Source organism: Acinetobacter sp. AND/436 (genome assembly GCF_049546925.1).
Classification (GTDB): domain Bacteria; phylum Pseudomonadota; class Gammaproteobacteria; order Pseudomonadales; family Moraxellaceae; genus Acinetobacter; species Acinetobacter indicus.
Genome location: NZ_JBMXBO010000009.1, coordinates 58,541 through 78,730, shown reverse-complemented (window position 1 = coordinate 78,730; position 20,190 = coordinate 58,541). Strand labels below are relative to the sequence as shown.

Here is a 20,190-nt window from a genome sequence, read left to right as displayed (position 1 = left end):
GCTTTGTTGCATAAATATGTAAGCATCTGATTTAAATAAATTTAATTTTGGATCAAAAAATAATCAAAACCTTTAAAATCATATAGTTATGAAATCTTTGTGCAACAAAGCCATTTTAAATTAAGAGCTTCTGCTTTTTCTGTCTATTAGAATGTTTTTGATGATCTGTTCTAAATATTCGAACACTTTAGTCAAAATTGGCCTGAACTGGCGCAGATCTTGCTCTTTTAAAATCTATCAATATCACGCTGGCCAGGTCTTAAATGGTGAATACCCCATTTTCGCATTTTTTCAGAATATTTTATTGCGGTGGCGCAAACCGGCAGCTTGCGTAAGGCAGCCGAACAGCTGTTTATTTCGGTATCTGCCGTGCATCGACAAATTGTACTGGCCGAGCAGGAACTTGGGATTGCACTATTTGAACGTCTGAATCATGGGCTACGGCTGACTTTGGCCGGAGAGTTACTGTATGCCGATCTGTTAAAATGGCAAAAGGAATTTCAGCAGACCCGCATCCGTTTTGATGAAATTCAGGGCCTGCATCGTGGCAGCATTGAATTTGGCTTAATTTCAGCGCTCAGCGAAAGTTTTGTGCTGCAGTCGATGCAACACATGAGCCAGCATTATCCCTGGATTGATTTTCACGTGCATGTGCTGGACAGTGAAAAAGTCGCACAGATGATTCAGGCCGCGGAGCTGGATTTTGGTCTGCTGCTGAATCCGCAAGCGCATCCGCATTTAGAAGTGGTGGCTTTTGTGGAAATTCCGCTGGGTTTTGTGATTCCAGTTGAGCATCCTCTGGCAGAACAAACACCGCTGTATTTTTCCGATACCTTGCCTTATGCCCATTTAATGCCAGCACCACCGCTGATTATTCATGAATATGTCAGCGCGCTGTATAAGCACCATCAGTTTAGTCCGCGTAGCCGCATCGAATGTAATGACATTCGCATGTTAATGTCATTGTTAAAGCAGAATTTGGGGCTGGGGCTAATGAGTTATTTAGATGCACTGCCGCTCCTGGAACATCAAACAGCCATCTTTAAACCGGTTCAGGACAAAGGTTTATATCCACTGACGCTGGCCCTGTGTGTGGCACCGAAACGACAGCTTTCCCGGATTGCGCAAATCATGATGAAACAGTTAACCGAGCAGATGGAGCAGCTACAACAGCAAATTGCCGAGCTTTAACAAACCGGCTGAATCAAAGGTACTACCTTGTCCCGTTGCAAACTGCTGATGCCCTGCACTTTTTGCATTTGATACACCGTGGCCTGAAGTTCCAGCAGTTCTTCCGGATGATGGGTCACATAAATCATACCCAGCTGCAATTCGTGCTGAATGCGTTTTAAAAATGGCAGTATCTGCTGTTTTAACTGCTGATCCAGTCCGCTTAAAGGTTCATCCAGCAGCAATAACTGCGGTGCAGACAATAAAGCCCGGCCAATCGAAACGCGCTGTGCTTCCCCGCCAGATAATTGATGCGCTTTGCGTCGAATCAGCCTGGACAGTTCTAACAGCTCAACAATCTGCTCAAACTCAAATTTACGCTGTGCCAGCGGCTGTAAACCTTCTGCATATCTTAAATTCTGCTCAACATTCAAATGCGGAAATAACAGGGCTTTCTGAAAAATCAGGGCAATTTTACGTTAATGCACAGGCACAAATACCTGCTGCTGGGTATCGAGCAATAAACGGTGATTCAGCACAATCCGGCCCTGTTGCGGCCGTAACAGTCCGGCCAGCAGATGCAGAAAGCTGGTTTTCCCGGAACCGGAGGGCCCCAGAATCCCGACAATCTGCTCTGCACAGGTCAGCTGCAGCTGTAATTTGAACTGCGCATTCTGATAATCGATCTAACAATCCAGCATCAGTTTTGCCCCAATTTACGTTGATATCTGTGCAGAATAAAATAATTGGCCAGTAAGGCGGCAAAAGCCAAGCCGGTGGATAACAGCACCAGACGCATGGCAGCAGCTTCGCCATCAGGCTGTTGAATGAGCGTATAAATAGCGATGGGAATGGTGCGGGTTTCATCCGGGATATTGCCAACAAAGGTAATGGTGGCGCCAAATTCACCCAGACTGCGGCTAAAGCCCAGAATACTGCCCATAAGAATCCCGGGCAGCACCAGCGGTAAGCTAATACTGAAAAAGACTTTCAGCGGCGCAGCCCCAAGTGAGGCTGCCACCTGTTCCAGCTGTGGATTTAACATTTGAACCAGCAAGGGAAACGCCACCAGCATGGCAGCCAGTACTGCGCCTTTCCAGTTAAACGCCAGCTCAATGCCCCAGTGGGCCAAAACCTGTCCAATCCAGCCTTGCGGGCTAAACAGCACCAGCAATACATAGCCCAGCACTACCGGTGGTAAAACCATCGGCAGTTGTAACATGGCTTCAAGCAAAAACTTGCTGCGAAATTCATAGCGTGCCAGCATCCAGCCCAGACAAATTGCAAATGGCAGGCAAAACAAGGTCGCGACACTGGCCACTTTAGCAGACAGATATAAACCACTTAGTTCTTCGGGACTGAGCATCAAAGCAGCAACCTAGGGACGAAAACCATGTTGAACAAAAATCTTGTGAGCCGCGACGCTACCCAGATAGCGCCGGAACTTGACCGCCTGACGATTCTTTTCACCCTGTTTGGTTAAAGCCGCGGTATAGACAATGTCCGGATGGGTCTGTACCGGAAACGCACCCAGCACTTTTACTTTATCGCTACTGACGGCATCGCTGCGATAAACAATGCCGACCTGACAGGCACCGCGCTCGACAAAGGCCAAAGCAGCCCGGGCATCCGACGCGCCAATAATGCGTTTTTCCAGCCGTTTATACCAGCCCAGCTTGGTCAGACTATGTTTGGCATATTTTCCAACCGCCACCGAATCGACCTGTCCGGTACACAGCCGGCCCGTAAAGGCCTGAGGAAAATTAAAGGCAGGATGCGCCCGAAACGGAATCCGCGCATCTTTCAGGGCAATTGCCACCAGCTGGTTATAAATAATTGGTTTGACCTGACTGGCTTTGACCTTGTTGCGTTTCACCAGATAGGTCATCCAGTCCTGATCGGCCGGAAAATAAAGATCGACTTTTGCACCGCGGACAATATGTTTGGCCAAGGTCGATGAAGTGCCAAAAACCGGTACAATCTTGGCTTCTGGATGTTGCAGCTGATAATGCCGAATCACATCCGTCAATGCCGGGCCCAGACTTGCAGCTGCATACACCTGAACGGAATTGGCTCGACTGAATGTGCTTAAGCACAAGGCGACACAGATTAAACCCAGTTGGATGGTCTTCAAAACGCACTCCCTCAATGCTGTATGAATATTCCCTTTAAGCATTGGCCTTTTTGAATCGGCTGATGAGCCGGCACACGCACCAGACAGTTGGCATACATCAGATTACTGAGCATATGCGACTGCTGCTTGGCTAAACTGTGCAGTTTCAACACCCCATCTTCAAAACAGGCGGCCATTCTTAAAATCCTTTCTCTCGCATCGGGCTTTAAGTCATGTTGTATTTGCCCTGTCCACCACGCGGGCGGCTGACTTTGCCCTTGTAATACTTCTAATAAAGTTTGCGTATAGATCGAGATTCCAACATATACCGCCGCAGGATTGCCCGGCAATGCCAATAAGTGACAAAATTTGTTAGCCGATTTTCGGTATCTGGCGAAAAAAACCGGTTTCCCCGGCTTCTGTTTCACTTTCCAGAACACCTGCTCAAAGCCTACATTTAAAGCCACCGGACGGATAAAATCATAATCACCAACCGAAATTCCGCCAGTGCTGATGATGACATCATACTCCTCCTGAAGTTGCTGAAAGTATCGGATTAAGGCAATTTCATTATCTTCCACATGCACAATATGCACAGGTTGATGCCGTGCCTGACACCAGGCTGCAATTAAAGGTGCATTGGCATCAAAAATTTTTCCTGCTTGCAAATCTGCAGCCGACTGCGCGACTTCATCACCGGTAATGAGTACGGCAACTTTAGGCTGCTGATAGACCTGAACTTGATCAATACCGGCCATGCTTAAAGCCGCAATTGCGCCGATATTTAAATATTGTCCGGCTGACGCCAGTAACTGACCTTGGGTAATTTCTTCGCCTACATCCCGGATATCGGCATGCAGTTTGAGCGCAGCCTCCAGCTGAATCAGATGGCTAGACATCCGCTGTACAATTTCCTGACGTGCCACCGTGGTGGTGCCGGCAGGAATGGGCGCGCCGGTAAAAATACGCATCGCCTGTCCACGCTGCAGCGTCACATCGGCTGATTGACCTGCCCGGATTTCACCGACCAGCTGGAACTGCGCGCCTGGCGCTATCTCTCCATCGCTACACAGGGCATAACCATCGACTGCACTTTGGGAAAATAAAGGCAGATCAATCCCCGCATAAATATCTTCAGCTAAATAGCGATGCAGGCCCTGTTGTAGTTGCAGGGTTTCCACCTCCAGACAGGGTGTTGCCGCAATCATCTTATCTAGTGCTTGATCCAGACTGATCAACCCGCTTTCTACACCACAGCCTGACATTATTGATAGCCTCCTGCATGTGGAATATTTTTCTGCACATCAAAGACATGCACCAAGGCCGGTAATACCGCCAGCAAGGATTCCTTCGCCCCCTGACGACTGCCCGGTAAAGTCATCACCAGACTATTTTCGATATAGCCGGCGACTCCACGGCTTAAAGCCGCATACGGCGTGCGTTTCTGGCCAAAACTGCGCGAGGCTTCCATCAGCCCCGGAATTTCCCGTTCTAATAGCGGAGCCAGGGTTTCTACGGTTAAATCTTTCGGGCCAAGACCGGTGCCGCCGACGGTTAAAATCAGCGGATACTGATTTTTCTGCTGTTCAATTAAAGCCAGCAGCTGTTCCGGGCTATCCGGAATCACCTGATACTGAACCTGCTGGAAATTGGCCTCTGCCAATATTTCCAGGACATTCTGGCCGGCGGTATCCGGTTTTTTACCCGCGGCGACGGTATCGGACAGCACAATCACCGAGGCTGGCATCGGCTGCGCCAAGACCCGGCTAAAATGGGATTTACCGCCTTTTTTCTGTTGCAGTTTGCATTGATCCAGACACAAATCTTCCGGTTCACAGTGCGGTTTCAGCATGTCGTATAAGGTCAGTCCGGCCAGACTGGCTGCGGTTAAGGCTTCCATCTCGACACCGGTTGGACCAATAGTTTCTACCGTGGCAATAATCTCGACATGCTGTTCATGCAGTTCATAATCCACATCGGCCCGGTAAATGGGTAAAGGATGGCACAGCGGAATCAGCTCATCGGTACGTTTGGCTGCCAGAATACCGGCAATACGCGCAGTTTTCAGCGCATCGCCTTTTTCGGTATTGCCCTGACGCAGCAGCTCGATACAGTGCGGCGGCGCATATAAAATGGCACTGGCCACCGCAGTACGATAGGTTTCGGCTTTCATGCCTACATTTTTCATGACTTTATTCCGGAATTATTGATTTAAAAAATTAGGCTTAACATCAAATTTAAAGCGGCCATTGATAGGCGTTTTCGCCTGCATGGGGGTGATTGCAGCAATCGGTATGCGTATTCGCTTCCACTGGCGGATGATCTTTACGAATACAACAGCCTTCGACATACTGGCTGCTGCCATCGCAATAAAATTCTTCTTTCCAGACCGGGACTTCATGTTTGACCCGCTCTACCGCCACCTCGCAGGCCTGAAAGGCTTCACGGCGATGCGGCGCATACGCCATGGCAATAATTGCGGTTTCACCAATGGCTAAATCCCCAATCCGGTGGATGACCCGCACATAAGACACGCCATATTGCTGCTGAATTTCCTGCTCAATCTGCCGGATCATTTTTTCTGCCACCGGTGCATAGGCGGTATATTTCAGCGACTGCACTGCCTTACCTTCATGATGATTGCGGACTGTGCCCACAAAAATGCCAATACCGCCACATTCGGGAAAGTGCTGAATCTCATCGAAGCTGGACTGGCTGAGTGGCATATCCTGAATCCGGGCAAACTGTTTTAGATGTTGCATCGTTTAACCTCCTGCCACCGGTGACAACAGCACCAGCGTGGTACTGTGCTGCAAAGTCTGCTGGCGTGGCACAATATCTTCACCAATCGCGCAGGCACACCGCTCGACCAGAGCTGCCGCCGCCGGATAACTGTGGTTTAACTGCAGCAACAAGTCCGCAATGGCGGTACCGGGCAGACACTGCATCTGAATGGTTTCTGGCAGCGCCTGTTTTACAGCGCCAAAGGCTTCAATCTGAATCAGGATATCGTGCATACTTAACCTCCAATCATATACATGCTGATTTTCCGGGCGCTCCCGGCAGTGGTTGTGGCTTGAGAATGAATAGCATGAAAGCCGGCTTTTTTCTGCCAGATATAGCTTTGTAATTGCTGCAGTAACTGCTCACGTGCCGCGGGCGCCATGTGAGTCTGCAGCTGTTCAATCAATGCTTTTAAGGGTACAGGCTGTTCGGCAAACAGACAGTTATACAGTTCACCCTGGGCGCTTAAACGCAACCGGTCACACTGGCCGCAAAAGGCATGGCTGATGGTGGAAATAATCCCTACCGGGTGGCCATCGACCCGATATTCCCGTGCCGGATTCGCGCCTTGGCTGTGGATGGCTTCGACCGGAAAATGCTGGCTTAAACGCTGCAAAATTTCCTGTTCGGTCACTACATGCGCGGCGCTCCAGCGTCCATCACCATCCAGCGGCATAAATTCAATAAAACGCAGCGGAATCTGCTCGGCTTTGCTCCACTGCAAAAGCGGCACCATCTGGTCGTCATTAATGCCTTTAATGAGCACGCTATTTAGTTTGACAGGCAAATGCGCCTGCTGGGCGGCCTGAATCCCGTCAAGTACCGGCTTTAACTGTTTTTGGGTTAGCGTAAAAAACTGCTGCGGATCTAAACTGTCGAGGCTGATATTTAAATCATCCAGACCGGCCTGTTTTAATTCCTGCGCATAGCGGCTTAAATAATGGCCATTTGTGGTCATGGAAATTCTCGCCAGCCCCAATTGGCGTAGCGGCTGTAAATCCCGGATAAAATGCACCACCCCCTGACGCATCAACGGTTCACCGCCGGTAATCCGGATATATTGAATCCCCTGCTCAACCATCAACTGGCAAAACTGCAGCAAGGCTTCAAAACTCAGCAGCTGATGTTTCTTCATCCATTCAGGATGTTCAGGCATGCAGTAGACACATTTAAAATTGCAGCGATCGGTCACAGAAATCCGCAGTTTGCGTTTGCTCCGGCCAAACTGATCCTGAAAATATGCGGGTCTCACGGGAATCTGGGGATTGATCACGCCTGTTATCCTCTGGGCAATTGCTTCATGGCTGTGCAATAGGCAATAGGTTTGCACGGATCACATGCCGCGCTTTAGGCTTGAATTTGCAATTAATGTTCCAACTTTGAGCTTTTGATAAAGAGAGTGTTTAAATTCTGCCCAGCACATGCTAGAAGCGAAGAAATGAGATGATTTTTAAAGAAATTTCAGCTGACGATACTGTTGCAGTTCATCCAGCGAGTTAATACTGTGAAAAAATAGCGCACGATTTTTAAATTTTGCCACCTGAGCATGCATTTCTGCGAAACAGTGCTTTAAACTGCGCTGATGTTGTGCAAGATGCGCGCGAAGTGTGGGCAAACTGCTGCGTTTCATCAGACAAAATGGATACAGCACCTGTCCGTTCATCATGACATAGGCCACGTCGGCCTGCGGCTGTCTGGCCAGACGCTGATGCAACCGTGGCAGCACATCGGGCGGAATATAGGTCACATCACAGGGAACAAACAGCACATAGTCGGCCTGCACATGGCCCCAGGCGCTTTTCATGCCCATCAACGGGCCTAGAAAACCGCCTTCATCATCATGATAACACTGCAGATGCGGCAGCAATCTAGCGTAAATAGAACGATCGCGATGGCTATTGATCCACAATTGCTGAATTTCTGTTTTAAAGCGCCGCTGGATTTTGAGCAGCTGGATGTCATCATCAAACTTTTGCAGCAGCTTGTTCATGCCATTCATGCGGCGGGCTTGTCCGCCCGCCAGAATGACCAGATCGGTCACAGGATAATCGGCCTGCATGATGGCGGAGTTGCGATTCATGGCATTTCCTCCATCTGACAGGCTTTAATCAGCCCACGGATTTCCGGTAAACATGAGCCACAATTGCCGCCAGCTTTTAAACAGGCCGTGATCTGTTTTTCATGGCTTAACTGCTGCTCCCGAATGGTCTGGATAATGCGGTTTTTGCCAACTTTAAAGCAGCTACATACCAGCGGTCCTTCATTGTTCTGTACCGACATCGCCTGTCCGGCCAGCAAGGCTTTGCGATGCGTGGCACTTAAACGCTCACGTTTAAACAGGCTGGCAACCCAGTCCCGATCGGGCAATAAAGCGTTGGGCGCAATATACAGGCTGGCAATTAAAATCCCGTCCTGTAACACCACACTATGGCTGATGAATGCCGATGGATCTTCCAGCTGCAGCCATTCAAAGCGGCTATCTTCCAGCTGCAGCAGCTGTTTAATCTGTGCGGCGGTATGTTTAAATTTTTTCCGGTCGGCCAGTTCATAACGCACCGCTTTGGCGGTCTGAATCTTGCTCCACCACGCTACCTGCGCCAAAGTGGCCTGAACTGCCGCTTCATGACCGTGGCGAATATACAGCACGCCCTGCCAGTCGGTATAAAATGGCTGGATGCTAACCGGGGTATGTTTAAATTCGGGTTCGCCGGAAATGGCATCCACCACCGGATTGACCACTTTTCCAATTCGCGCATCGGAAGCGACCTGATCATTCCAGTGAATGGGCGCAAACAGCTGACCACGGCGAATACCAGTCGAAACTTCAACCCGCAGTACACAACTGCCCCAGCGGGATTTCAGCTCCACCAGCTCCCCATCTTTCAGGCCATATTTCAGCGCATCATTGGGGTGAATTTCACAATAGGGCTCAGCTTTGTGAGTGCTTAAATTGGCCGATAAACCGGTACGGCTCATGGTGTGCCACTGGTCACGAATCCGGCCGGTATTCAGAATGAGAGGATAATCTTCACAAGCGCCATGTACCGGGTCGATGGCCTGAGTGGCAATAAAACGGGCTTTGCCATTTGGAAAGCTAAACTGTCCCTGGGTAAACAGCTGTTCCACCGGTGGATTCTGCTGAGGCGTTAATACTGGCCATTGCAACGGCTGCAGCTGTTCATACTGTTGCAGGCTTAGCTGGCTCAGACTGCTTAAATTAAAGTAGCGAAATAGCGGATAGTCCTGACGCTGTGTCACCGGACCATTTTCACAGGCCGATAAAGCCGCATGTTCCAGAAAAATCTCATGCACATGCTGATAATCGAAACCGCGAAAGCCCATGGCCTTGGCCATCTGACTGATCGCCCACCAGTCGGCCTTGGCCTGACCCGGTACGGGCAAAAAGGCACGCTGTCTGGAAATGCGCCGTTCGGAATTGGTAACACTGCCTTCTTTTTCGCCCCAGCCCAAAGCTGGTAATAAAACATCGGCATAGGCAGTGCTATCGGTATCCTGACAGATATCCGACACCACCACAAAATCACATTGCGCCAAGGCGCGTTTGACCTGATCGGCATTGGGTAAACTCACCACCGGATTGGTGGCCATAATCCACAGTGCCTTGATTTTCCCGGCTTCTACCGCTTCAAACAGATCGACCGCTTTTAACCCGGCTTGAGAGGCAATTTTGGGGCTGTCCCAGAACTGCTGTACCAGCTGCTGATGGGCCCGCTGATCCAGATCCAGATGTGCCGCCAGCATATTGGCCAGTCCCCCCACTTCACGGCCACCCATGGCATTCGGTTGTCCGGTCATGGAAAACGGTGCTGCGCCCGGCTTGCCAATTTTGCCTGTTAACAGATGGCAATTGATAATACTGTTGGCTTTATTGACCCCTTGTGAAGACTGATTGACCCCCATCGAAAACAAGGTCATGACTTTGTCAGTCTGGGCAAACTTTTCAAAAAACAGCTGTAATTTCTCGGCAGAAATCCCGGTACGCGCTGCCACATTTTCCAGCTGCTGCTCCGCGGCGCTGGCTTCTAACGCCTGCTGCAAGCCTTCGGTATAGGCAGCGGTAAAATTGTGGTCCTGATGACCGTTTTGCTGTAAGTACTGCAGCAAGCCGTTAAACAGCGCCACATCTTGCCCGAGCATAATCGGCAAATGTAAATCGGCCGCTTCACAGGTCGCGGTAAAGCGTGGGTCGACCACCACCACAAACAGATTGCGCTGTTCTTTGGCCTGCATCATGCGCTGATACAGAACCGGATGGCACCAGGCGGTATTGGAACCGACCAGCACCACCATCTCTGTCTGTTCAAAATCTGTATAGCTGGCAGGCACCAGATCTTCGCCAAAGGCCCGTTTATGCGCCGCCACCGCAGAAGACATACACAGCCGCGAGTTGGTATCAATATTAGCCGTGCCCAAATAACCTTTGACAAATTTATTGACCACATAATAGTCTTCGGTCAGCAATTGCCCCGAAACATAAAAAGCAATACTTTCCGGGCCATATTGCTCAATACAATGCTGGAATTTTTGCGCAATTTCGGTGGTGGCAGTCTGCCAGTCTGTTGGCTGACGGTTGTCCTTACGGCCCAGCATTGGGGTTAATACCCGTGTCTCTAACCCCAAGGTATCGGCCAGATTGCTGCCTTTAATACACAGTTTGCCAAAGTTGGCCGGATGCTGCACATCGCCTTCGACTTTCACCTGCACGCCCTGTGGTGAATGGCTGACATGGGCCTTAACCCCACAACCAACCCCACAATAAGGACAGGTGGTTTGCGTAGTCATCGTTTTTAATTCTGTGGAGCTATGCAGTTCCACCACTGGGATACTATTCATTGCTGCTGTGCTCCTTAATTATCTAAATTCACGTAATTCCGATTTTTATCTTGGCTTTATTTGAAATACGAAATTTGTGTAAGCATTCACTATCGTGAGGTGGCATGGATGCCACCGATTCCCATCATTACAGGACGTAATGTATGGGAATCTAAGATTTTTGTTACTTTTGATCTTTCAAAAGTAAGGGAGTGCCTACACGTAAACAGTTGTTTTAGCACTCCATTTGAGGCTATGACATCCTTCTTATGAAGTACTAATTACAGAGATCTAATTACCCTGCTTTCTTTAATGCAAAATCCCGACCAAATAGCAGTTTATTCCGAATCGAAGTGATTGGTGTCTGATCTACAATCAGCTCGGCATACCATGCACCATCCTCGGTATCACCAAACAGTACTGCACCAATGACTTTGTCTTTCTGGATGATGATGCGTTTATAAATCTGACGTTTTTCATCATTCAGGACAATGTCTTCAAAATCATCTTCCGGTTCAAAATTACCGGCCGAGAACACATCACAACCACTGACTTTGAGCTGGGTCGGAATAGTAGGTGCTTTAAAAGTCAGGCTGCCGTGTTCTGCCAAATGCGAGGCGCAGATGAAGGCCTGTCCCCACAGCGGCTCTACCAGACCAAAAGTTTGACCACGATGTTCGATACACTCACCGACTGCATAAATACTCGGGTCATAACTTTGCATGGTGTCATTGACCAGCACCCCACGCTGACAGCGCAGGCCGGCACTTTGCGCCAGTGCAATATTCGGACGGATTCCTACCGCAAACACCACCAGATCGGCATCGAGCAGCGTGCCATCTTTTAGCCGGACTTGTGTGACATGGCCATTTTCACCAAGCAGCATTTCGGTATTGGCTTCGGTCAGGATACGAATACCTTTTTCTTCAATACTGTTTTTCAGCATCAGGCTGGCTTTGCTATCCAGCTGACGATCCATAATACGGTCCATCAGATGCAGCACGGTAACGTTCATGCCACGCTGTTTCAAACCATAGGCCGCTTCAAGTCCAAGTAAACCACCCCCAATAACCACAGCATTTCGTTTCTGTTCGCAATATTCCAGCATCCGGTTCACATCATAGATATCGCGGAAGCTGAGCACACCGTCCAGCTCTGTGCCCGGAATTGGTGGAATAAAGGGCTGCGAGCCAGTGGCTAAAATCAGCCGGTCATAATTCACCACCTGCCCCGACTGGGTGAAGACTTGCTTGCGTGGACGATCAATTTTCACCGCAGCATCACCGGCAATCAGCTGAATACCTTTTTCGGCATACCAGGCATGCGGATGCAGCATGATATCGTCCACCGTTTTATCACCGGCCAAGACCGGGGACAGCATAATCCGGTTGTAGTTGCCCCACGGTTCTTCGCCAATCACGGTAATCTCGTAACGATCAGGTGCCATATCCAGCAAATCTTCCAGACAGCGCATGCCCGCCAGACCATTACCCACCAGCACCAGCTTCATTTTTTCCTGTTGCACGCCATTATTGGTGATATAGGTTTTTTGTGCGGTCGGACTGACAAAAACCCGGCCCTGTTCAATTTTGCTTGGAAACACCAGTAATTTCTGGTCTTTATCTTCCAGACAGCGGCCGGTGGCCAGACTGAAATGCTGTTTATAGATTGGTGATGCCACCACACGCTCACCTTGCAAATCACCCAGAATACCGCGCGACATCACATTGGCGCCGCTAAACGGGTCCTGATTACTCAGGGCATAAACACGCTGTTCCTGCCCCACACGGAAAATTGCAATCTGCTGGCCTTCCACCAAGGCTGCCACGCCGGTATGTGGGGTAATCTCCTCCAGATGACAGACCTCTACCCAATCCAGTTCATTCATATCTTTTAAAATTGTCATCATCGTTATCCTGTACTTTGGCATCTTCTGCTGCATATCTCATTTGGTTTTTCTGGCGGATTTGCTTCAGAAGATGTGTCTTGATCTTGAAGGTTATGCCTGCATCACCGGAATCCGGCTTTCATCACGCTCGGCCGCCGTTTTCGGGCGAATCTGCCCACGTTCGGTGGCAAACTGGATGTGCGGATCGTGCTGCTGCTCGGCTTTGGCATTGATAAAGGTTTTAAAGCGTTTACGTACTTCCGGATCTTCAATCGCGGTACGCCATTCATCCTGATAAGTACCCACCACATGCTGCATGCGGCGTTCTAGTTCTTCGGCCAGACCTAAGGAATCGTGCACAATCACGTCTTTCAGATAATCCAGCCCGCCCTCCAGGTTGTCGCGCCAAACCGAAGTACGTTGTAAACGGTCTGCGGTTTGAATGTAGAACATAAAGAAGCGGTCGATGTATTTGATTAAGGTACTGGTATCCAGATCGGAAGCCAGCAGCTCGGCATGACGCGGTTTCATGCCACCGTTACCGCAAACATACAGGTTCCAGCCTTTTTCAGTGGCAATCACGCCCACGTCTTTACTTTGTGCTTCGGCACATTCACGGGTACAGCCAGATACCGCCATTTTCAATTTGTGCGGAGAACGCAGGCCTTTGTAACGGTTTTCCAGGAAAATCGCCAAGCCAACTGAATCATCCACGCCATAACGGCACCAGGTGCTACCCACGCAAGATTTCACGGTACGCAGTGACTTGCCGTAGGCATGACCCGATTCAAAACCGGCATCAATCAGTTTTTGCCAGATTTCCGGTAACTGATGTACCTGCGCCCCAAACATATCCACGCGCTGACCACCGGTCAGTTTGGTGTACAGGCCGTATTCCTTGGCAATCTGGCCAATGGCAATCAGGCCATCTGGAGTCACTTCACCACCGGCCATTCGTGGGACCACCGAATAAGAACCATCTTTCTGGATATTGCCCAGATAGTAGTCATTGCTATCTTGCAGGCCGGCATGACTTGGTTTTAGCACAAAGTCATTCCAGCAGGAGGCCAGAATATTGGCCACAGTTGGTTTACAGATATCACAGCCCAGACCGTGACCATGTTGCTGGATTAAATCTTCAAAAGTCTTGATCTCGTTCACACGCACCAGGTGATACAGCTCCTGACGCGAATAGGCAAAGTGTTCACAAAGATGGTTATTGACCGTCACCCCTTGACGCTGCAATTCGGCTTTTAATACCTGAGTCACTAAAGGTGCACAGCCCCCACAAGCAGTTGCGGCCTGGGTACATTTCTTCAGTGCACCGAGTGAAGTTGAACCGGCTTCAATCGCCTGGCAGATATCGGCTTTAGACACGTTATTACAGGAACAGATGGTGGCGCTGTCTGGCAGCAAATCGACACCGCTGCCACCGGCTTTGGCACCTGACTCGGCAAAGCCCGGCATGATCAGGCTTTCTGGCTGTTCTGGAACTGCCAGACCATTCAGCATCATTTGCAGTAGATCGTTATATTCTTTGGCACAGCCAACCAGCACCGCACCCAGCAATCGGTTTTTTTCCGCATTAACCACAATTTTCTTGTAGATCAGCGCATCTTCATCGGCATAAAAATAGCTGAGTGAATTTGGAGTCATGGCATGTGCATCACCAATAGATGCCACATCCACACCCATCAGCTTTAATTTAGTGCTCATGTCGGCGCCAGCAAAGCAGTTCGGGTTTTGCTGCATCACATGCTTGGCGGCAATTCGAGCCATGTCATAGCCCGGTGCGACCAGACCGTAAATCTTGTTTTGCCACAGCGCACATTCCCCAATCGCATAAATATCCGGATTGGAAGTCTGACAGTAATCATTAATCACAATCCCGCCGCGCTCGCCAATGCTGAGTCCGCTTTGGCGCGCCAGTTCATCACGTGGACGAATCCCGGCAGAAAACAGGATGATATCGGTTTCCAGTTCAGCGCCATCACCAAACTTCATCACATGCTTGGCCGACGCGCCATCTTCAATTGAGGAGGTGGCTTTCTGGGTATGGACTTTCACGCCCAGATCTTCAATTTTGCTGCGCAGCACCTTACCGCCCAGGTCATCAACCTGCACCGCCATCAGACGCGGCGCAAACTCGACTACATGGGTTTCCAGATTTAGGTCTTTTAAGGCTTTGGCTGCTTCCAGACCAAGTAAACCGCCACCAATCACGACACCAGATTTGGCATTCAGACTAGCGGCTTTAATTGCATCCAGATCTTCAATAGTGCGGTAAACAAAGCAGTTTTCACGGTCATTGCCCGGAATAGGTGGCACAAAGGCATAAGAGCCCGTCGCCAGTACCAGTTTGTCATAGGCAATCACATCACCCTGATTGGTGGTGACCAGTTTATGTACCGGGTCAATAGCCGTGGCTTTGGTATTGAGGCGCAGATCAATGCCATAGGCATCGGCGAAGTCACTGCGGCATAAGCTTAAGTCTTTGGCAGACTTGCCGGTGAAGTATTCGGTTAAATGTACGCGGTCATAAGCCAAACGCGGTTCTTCTGCCAAAATGGTGATTTCAACCTCATCGCCCGCAGTTTCCAAAACCGATTCAATAAATTTGTGGCCGACCATACCGTGGCCAATCATGACAAGTTTCATACAGTTCTCCTCAATAATATTCTGTGTTGGCTTAGGCTGCGTTATTGCGTTCAACAATGGCCTGTTCGAACAGGCGTTGTTCTTTTTCTTTGTGCTCCACCGAGAAGCGAATCATCAGGACAAAACTTGCGGCAATTACCACCAGTCCGCCCAGAACCATCAGGCAGGTCTGAATATCCAGTACGCCTTTTAACAGGAAGCCTGCGGCGACTGCGCCGACGTTCCCACCAGCCCCAATAATGCCGGCCACGCCGCCCAGTGCATCGCGGTCAATAAATGGCACCAGTGCATAGGTCGCGCCGCAGGCCATGTGGGTAAACAGGGCAAAAATGGTCATGACTAAAATGGCCAGCATGGCGCTGTTCATTTGCGAGAACAGAATCAGGAACAAGCCTTCCATTAAAATCATGGCAAACAGCACTTTGGTACGCCCATCCAGACCGCTTTTTAGTGCTACCTTGTCAGAGACAATGCCGCCCAATGCACGGGCAAACAGGGCCAGCAAACCGAAGATGCCCGCCGCCATACCGGCTTCTTTCAGGCCAAAGCTAAAGTGTTCGACGTAATACATCGCCACAATGTTGTGAATAAAGATTTCAATCCCGAAACAGGCAGCATAGGCACCAAATAAAATCCAGACGCGGTAGTTACGTGCAGCATGCAGCAGAATCGCCATACCGCCTTTTTTGTCGCTGCCGACCTGAATGCCCTGTTCGCGTAACTCTTTAAAGTTGCCTTGGGTACAGTCCTGAGTCAGTTTCCAGTACAGGATGCCGACAATAATCATCATGATGCCCGGTACCAGCAAGGCAATACGCCAGCCCATGGCCTGCTCGACCCCAAACATGACCAAGGCAGATAACAGCAAAGGCATCAGTGCCTGGGTCGCACCACCGCCGGCATTGCCCCAGCCTGCCGTAGTGGCATTGGCGGTTCCCACCACATTCGGTGCAAACATGATGCTGGTGTGATATTGGGTAATCACGAAGCTGGCACCAATGGCGCCAATCAGCAAACGGAAAAACAGGAAAGATTCATAACTGTTGGAAGCCGCCACCCCAAACACCGGAATACTGCCGATAATTAACAAGGCGGTATAGGTTTTGCGCGGGCCGTATTTATCACACAGCGGCCCGACAATTAAGCGGACCAGAATGGTGATGGCCACCGCGGCAATATTGATATTGGCGATCTGATCTTTGGTTAGGTTGAACTCGCCGGCAATGACTGGCATTAACGGTGCGCAGGCAAACCAGGCAAAGAAACAGACAAAAAATGCGAGCCAACTCATATGGAAGGCTCTCATCGCTGAAGTTTTAAAGTTAAATAGACTTATTTTTGTCGCTTTATTCGCTTGCAAATTTGAAGACATGACCATCTCCTACCTGAACTGAACGTGTGGGTTAACCTGCTATACGGATAGCTGCATAACAGATTCGAACAGAGCGGACGTCGTTGGCCGTCTTTCAAATTTTGGGAGTCTTCTTTGACTCAGCTGGAATAATGCAGATAGCGTGCCAACTTTTTAGAAAGACTCAGTAGCTTGCTGTTTTTTATTGGGTTTTGAGGGTTATCTATGCTGGGTGAAGGTATTCAGATGCGAGTGGCATCCCAATTTTACGGTTCTGGCAGCCTCCTGTTTTATTTTTTGAAGTCCCCTGCCTTATCTTGGTGCGTTTTGTTTCATGCAAGTGCATCTTCCTGTTAAGTTCAGATTTAATTTTTGATTTTAAAGGTTTTATTTCAATAAATTTGGGTTTGGCACCATCTTTGCATTATTAAAAGCACTCGTTGTACAGACTCTATTGAGAGTTGCATGCCAAAACTGAAAATCGCGTTAATTGATGATGATCTCGAGCGCGCAGAGTTCATCAAAGCCTCCTTGATTCAGCATGAATTTGAGGTGGTTGCCTGTTTAATTATCAATCATTCCAATATGTTCCATTTACAGCAATTGCATGCCGATGTAATTCTGCTGGATATGGACCATCCGCATCGGGACATTATTGAAAGCTGCGTCAGCCAGTTTGATTTACCGACCGTGCTGTTCACCAAAAACAGCCACAAAGACACCATCAAAAATGCCATTGATGCCGGTGTTACTGCCTATATTGTCGATGGGATTGATCCGGCCAAGCTGGACAGCATTCTGGAAATTTCCATCGAGCAGTTTAAAAAACACAAAAAGCTGCTGCACGATCTGGAAGAAACCAAAGGCAAACTGGCCGACCGTAAAGATGTCGAAAAAGCCAAGGTCTTGCTGATGCAGATGCATGCCTTAAGCGAAGAAGATGCTTTTGGCCTGCTACGCAAAAATGCCATGAGCCACCGGATGACCATTGGTGAAATGGCACGGCGCCTGCTCGATGCCCAGCAACTCCTGCAAAACCAATTTAAGGATTAGCCATGCATAACTTAGAAAAAACCGAACTTCAGATTGGCTATATTCCTTTGCTCGACTGCGTCGCCATTTTATGGGCCAAACAGCGTGGCTTTTTTGCCGATGCCGGCCTCAATGTCGAACTATTAAAAGAACCTTCCTGGGCCAGTTTAAGAGACCGGCTGGCCTTTGGTTTTATGGATGCCGCGCATTGCCTGTCGGCCATGTTACCGGCGGCGGCGCTCGGCACCGACCAACTGGGGATTCCGCTGCAAACGCCGCTGGTGCTAAGTACCAATCAGGCCTATATTAGCCTGAGTCAATCGCTGTGTTTTGAACTGGGCATCCAGTCGGAAGATGATGCCGCACACATCGCCACAAAACTGATAAATGCCCATCAGCAACGCCCGATACAACTGGCGCATGTGTTTCACACCTCGATTCATCATTACTGTTTAAGAGAATGGCTGGCCTTGGCCGACCCGATCCTGGCGAAAAATATTCAGCTCAGTACGCTGCCACCGCCATATATGGTCGAAGCGATTTCCCAGCAGCAGATTGATGGCTTTTGTGTTGGCGAACCCTGGAATACCCAGGCCGAATTACAGGGCTATTCTAAAATATTGCTCTCGGGTCAGCAGGTTATTCCGCAAGTGGCCGATAAAGTGCTGGCGGTAACCGCAGAATGGGCCGCCCAGCATCCGAATACCTTAAATGCCATGACCTCTGCCATTCAGTGCGCGCAAGCCGAATTGCACCAGCTGGAAGATGTACAAGCAGTCTGGCAAATGCTAAATGAGGCCGGCATCATCCAGTTTCCTTGTTCCGCACAGGTCCATGTCGAACGCTATTATTTTATTCAGAATATTATTCGCAGTTTGGTGGATGAATCGTCAGCCCAGCCGCAAGCGCAGGATTTTGTCTGGCTCACCGAACAAATGTTGAAATGGGATGCGCTGGATGTGCCCGAGGTGGAGAGTACTGCGGTCAGTCAACGCTGTATTTATCCGCTACCCTCAGGTCACGCCGAATAAAAAAGCCCGCAACGATGGCGAGCTTTTTTATGGCTATTTTTGCAGTCGACAGACTTAGTCGGCAGAAATATCTTCAAACAGCACTGAAGATAAATAGCGCTCGCCACCATCTGGCAAAATCACCACAATATTTTTACCGGCATTTTCCGGACGTGCAGCCAGCTGTGCCGCAGCCGCCATTGCGGCACCACTGGAAATTCCAACCAGAATGCCTTCCTGGGTTGCTGTCTTACGCGCAAAATCAATTGCTTCCTGGCTTGGAATGGCAATGACTTCATCAACCAGGTCTAAATCGAGGTTTTTAGGAATAAAGTTGGCGCCAATACCCTGAATTTTGTGTGGTGCCGGGCTAATCGCTTCACCACGTTTGGCCTGACCAATAATGGCTGATTCTGCCGGCTCAACCGCCACCGAATACAACGGCTGGTTCTGCACTTTTTCGAAATAACGCGAAATACCGGTAAGCGTACCGCCTGTGCCCACGCCGGCAACCAGAATATCGACCTGACCGCCAGTCGCCTGCCAGATTTCAACCCCAGTGGTTTTTTCATGAATGTCCGGGTTGGCCGGGTTTTCAAACTGCTGCGGCATAAAATAGACATCCGGTTGCTCCGCCACCAAACGCTCGGCTTCTTCAATCGCGCCTTTCATGCCTTTGGCTGGTTCGGTCAATACCAGATTGGCGCCCAGCGCTTTTAATACTTTACGGCGTTCAATACTCATGCTGGCCGGCATGGTTAAAGTAATCGGATAACCTTTGGCTGCTGCTACAAAAGCCAGCGCAATACCGGTGTTGCCGCTGGTTGGCTCAACAATATGCATGCCAGCTTTAAGCGCGCCACGCTGTTCTGCATCGGCCACCATTGCCGCACCAATCCGGCACTTGACGGAAAATGCCGGATTACGGCTTTCCACTTTGGCAAATACATTGGCTCCCCCGCCAATGACACGATTAATGCGCACCAGTGGCGTATTGCCAATGGCTTCGGCATTGTTGGCATAAACCGCAATCCCCAAATTGTCCGGGGCGGTAAAAGCTGTATCTGTTGTCATCATGTTTTCCTTAAGTCTTTTTTCATTTACCTCACCTTCTATCATACAGGCTTCTTTAAATTTTAAAATTCGATTTCTCTAAGATTGGTTACAATAAAAACTGAATAAGTTTCACACAAATACGGCCAGTTTTTCGTTAAATTAGGTGATCACCCCATGAAATCTATTCAGTCCAGCCTATAAATCGCTGTAAACTTAGTTCAATTTTGATCTTGACTGACGACCGTGTCAGCCCACCGGCCTCAGGTTCTACTGTAAAAACAGCCCATCCGGCCCA

General features: G+C 49.4%; 16 protein-coding genes and 1 pseudogene. 3 read left to right on the top strand and 14 right to left on the bottom strand.

Going from position 1 to position 20,190, the window contains the following annotated elements; genetic code table 11:
* Positions 1 to 309: 309 nt before the first annotated feature.
* Positions 310 to 1,191: a LysR family transcriptional regulator gene (locus tag ACPEPR_RS08830; protein ID WP_423562317.1), complete on the top strand. Its 882-nt coding sequence runs from the start codon at positions 310 to 312 to the stop codon at positions 1,189 to 1,191.
* On the opposite strand, the pseudogene ACPEPR_RS08825 reads toward ACPEPR_RS08830, so the two are convergent.
* The 13 genes and pseudogenes from ACPEPR_RS08825 to ACPEPR_RS08765 form a co-directional block, all read right to left on the bottom strand.
* Positions 1,188 to 1,856, bottom strand: a pseudogene (locus ACPEPR_RS08825) (ATP-binding cassette domain-containing protein). The gene ACPEPR_RS08830 and the pseudogene ACPEPR_RS08825 overlap by 4 nt on opposite strands.
* Positions 1,857 to 1,870: 14 nt before the next feature.
* On the bottom strand, positions 1,871 to 2,536 hold the full coding sequence (gene modB, locus ACPEPR_RS08820) for a molybdate ABC transporter permease subunit (protein ID WP_168414720.1): 666 nt from the start codon (positions 2,534 to 2,536) through the stop codon (positions 1,871 to 1,873).
* A gap of 12 nt (positions 2,537 to 2,548) precedes the next feature.
* The gene (modA, locus tag ACPEPR_RS08815) at positions 2,549 to 3,304 is read right to left on the bottom strand and encodes a molybdate ABC transporter substrate-binding protein (protein ID WP_423562316.1); all 756 of its coding nucleotides are present in this window, start codon (positions 3,302 to 3,304) and stop codon (positions 2,549 to 2,551) included.
* A gap of 11 nt (positions 3,305 to 3,315) precedes the next feature.
* Positions 3,316 to 4,548 (bottom strand): molybdopterin molybdotransferase MoeA, encoded by a 1,233-nt coding sequence (locus tag ACPEPR_RS08810; RefSeq protein ID WP_168389983.1) that lies wholly within the window; start codon positions 4,546 to 4,548, stop codon positions 3,316 to 3,318.
* The gene (gene moaCB, locus ACPEPR_RS08805) at positions 4,548 to 5,471 is read right to left on the bottom strand and encodes a bifunctional molybdenum cofactor biosynthesis protein MoaC/MoaB (protein WP_168396551.1); all 924 of its coding nucleotides are present in this window, start codon (positions 5,469 to 5,471) and stop codon (positions 4,548 to 4,550) included. Before moaCB ends, ACPEPR_RS08810 begins: the two co-directional genes overlap by 1 nt.
* 49 nt (positions 5,472 to 5,520) lie before the next feature.
* Positions 5,521 to 6,045: a molybdenum cofactor biosynthesis protein MoaE gene (locus ACPEPR_RS08800; RefSeq protein ID WP_005178126.1), complete on the bottom strand. Its 525-nt coding sequence runs from the start codon at positions 6,043 to 6,045 to the stop codon at positions 5,521 to 5,523.
* A 3-nt stretch (positions 6,046 to 6,048) separates the two neighbouring features.
* Entirely contained in the window at positions 6,049 to 6,300 is a 252-nt protein-coding gene (locus ACPEPR_RS08795; protein ID WP_075166591.1) for a MoaD/ThiS family protein, read from the bottom strand.
* A gap of 2 nt (positions 6,301 to 6,302) precedes the next feature.
* A complete protein-coding gene (gene moaA / locus ACPEPR_RS08790; protein ID WP_423562315.1) occupies positions 6,303 to 7,340 on the bottom strand; it encodes a GTP 3',8-cyclase MoaA in 1,038 nt (345 codons plus the stop codon).
* A 177-nt stretch (positions 7,341 to 7,517) separates the two neighbouring features.
* Complete coding sequence (gene mobA, locus ACPEPR_RS08785; RefSeq protein ID WP_423562314.1) at positions 7,518 to 8,147, bottom strand: molybdenum cofactor guanylyltransferase; 630 nt, start codon at positions 8,145 to 8,147, stop codon at positions 7,518 to 7,520.
* The gene (locus ACPEPR_RS08780; RefSeq protein ID WP_423562313.1) at positions 8,144 to 10,921 is read right to left on the bottom strand and encodes a molybdopterin-dependent oxidoreductase; all 2,778 of its coding nucleotides are present in this window, start codon (positions 10,919 to 10,921) and stop codon (positions 8,144 to 8,146) included. Before ACPEPR_RS08780 ends, mobA begins: the two co-directional genes overlap by 4 nt.
* A gap of 274 nt (positions 10,922 to 11,195) precedes the next feature.
* Positions 11,196 to 12,806, bottom strand: a complete 1,611-nt coding sequence (gene nirD, locus ACPEPR_RS08775) for a nitrite reductase small subunit NirD (protein WP_423562312.1) — start codon at positions 12,804 to 12,806, stop codon at positions 11,196 to 11,198.
* 93 nt (positions 12,807 to 12,899) lie between these two features.
* Positions 12,900 to 15,446 carry a nitrite reductase large subunit NirB gene (nirB, locus tag ACPEPR_RS08770; RefSeq protein WP_016658097.1) on the bottom strand — a complete coding sequence of 849 codons (2,547 nt, stop codon included), beginning with the start codon at positions 15,444 to 15,446 and terminating at the stop codon, positions 12,900 to 12,902.
* 31 nt (positions 15,447 to 15,477) lie between these two features.
* Positions 15,478 to 16,818 (bottom strand): MFS transporter, encoded by a 1,341-nt coding sequence (locus ACPEPR_RS08765; RefSeq protein WP_005178146.1) that lies wholly within the window; start codon positions 16,816 to 16,818, stop codon positions 15,478 to 15,480.
* A 444-nt stretch (positions 16,819 to 17,262) separates the two neighbouring features.
* Between ACPEPR_RS08765 and ACPEPR_RS08760 the strand changes: the two genes are divergently transcribed.
* Together ACPEPR_RS08760 and ACPEPR_RS08755 are read left to right on the top strand one after the other, a co-directional pair.
* Entirely contained in the window at positions 17,263 to 17,850 is a 588-nt protein-coding gene (locus tag ACPEPR_RS08760) for an ANTAR domain-containing response regulator (RefSeq protein WP_005178149.1), read from the top strand.
* Positions 17,851 to 17,852: 2 nt separating this feature from the next.
* A complete protein-coding gene (locus ACPEPR_RS08755) occupies positions 17,853 to 18,860 on the top strand; it encodes an ABC transporter substrate-binding protein (RefSeq protein ID WP_423562311.1) in 1,008 nt (335 codons plus the stop codon).
* A 54-nt stretch (positions 18,861 to 18,914) separates the two neighbouring features.
* On the opposite strand, the gene cysK is transcribed toward ACPEPR_RS08755, so the two are convergent.
* Positions 18,915 to 19,913 carry a cysteine synthase A gene (gene cysK, locus ACPEPR_RS08750; protein WP_016658093.1) on the bottom strand — a complete coding sequence of 333 codons (999 nt, stop codon included), beginning with the start codon at positions 19,911 to 19,913 and terminating at the stop codon, positions 18,915 to 18,917.
* Positions 19,914 to 20,190 lie beyond the last annotated feature (277 nt).

Coding starts and splice junctions, on each gene's coding strand:
- moaCB (WP_168396551.1), bottom strand. CDS start 5,471: ATGAAAAATGTAGGCATGAAAGCCGAAACCTATCGTACTGCGGTGGCC.
- nirB (WP_016658097.1), bottom strand. CDS start 15,446: ATGAAACTTGTCATGATTGGCCACGGTATGGTCGGCCACAAATTTATT.
- ACPEPR_RS08760 (WP_005178149.1), top strand. CDS start 17,263: ATGCCAAAACTGAAAATCGCGTTAATTGATGATGATCTCGAGCGCGCA.
- ACPEPR_RS08800 (WP_005178126.1), bottom strand. CDS start 6,045: ATGCAACATCTAAAACAGTTTGCCCGGATTCAGGATATGCCACTCAGC.
- ACPEPR_RS08810 (WP_168389983.1), bottom strand. CDS start 4,548: ATGTCAGGCTGTGGTGTAGAAAGCGGGTTGATCAGTCTGGATCAAGCA.
- nirD (WP_423562312.1), bottom strand. CDS start 12,806: ATGACAATTTTAAAAGATATGAATGAACTGGATTGGGTAGAGGTCTGT.
- ACPEPR_RS08780 (WP_423562313.1), bottom strand. CDS start 10,921: ATGAATAGTATCCCAGTGGTGGAACTGCATAGCTCCACAGAATTAAAA.
- modB (WP_168414720.1), bottom strand. CDS start 2,536: ATGCTCAGTCCCGAAGAACTAAGTGGTTTATATCTGTCTGCTAAAGTG.
- mobA (WP_423562314.1), bottom strand. CDS start 8,147: ATGAATCGCAACTCCGCCATCATGCAGGCCGATTATCCTGTGACCGAT.
- ACPEPR_RS08795 (WP_075166591.1), bottom strand. CDS start 6,300: ATGCACGATATCCTGATTCAGATTGAAGCCTTTGGCGCTGTAAAACAG.
- ACPEPR_RS08755 (WP_423562311.1), top strand. CDS start 17,853: ATGCATAACTTAGAAAAAACCGAACTTCAGATTGGCTATATTCCTTTG.
- cysK (WP_016658093.1), bottom strand. CDS start 19,913: ATGACAACAGATACAGCTTTTACCGCCCCGGACAATTTGGGGATTGCG.
- ACPEPR_RS08765 (WP_005178146.1), bottom strand. CDS start 16,818: ATGTCTTCAAATTTGCAAGCGAATAAAGCGACAAAAATAAGTCTATTT.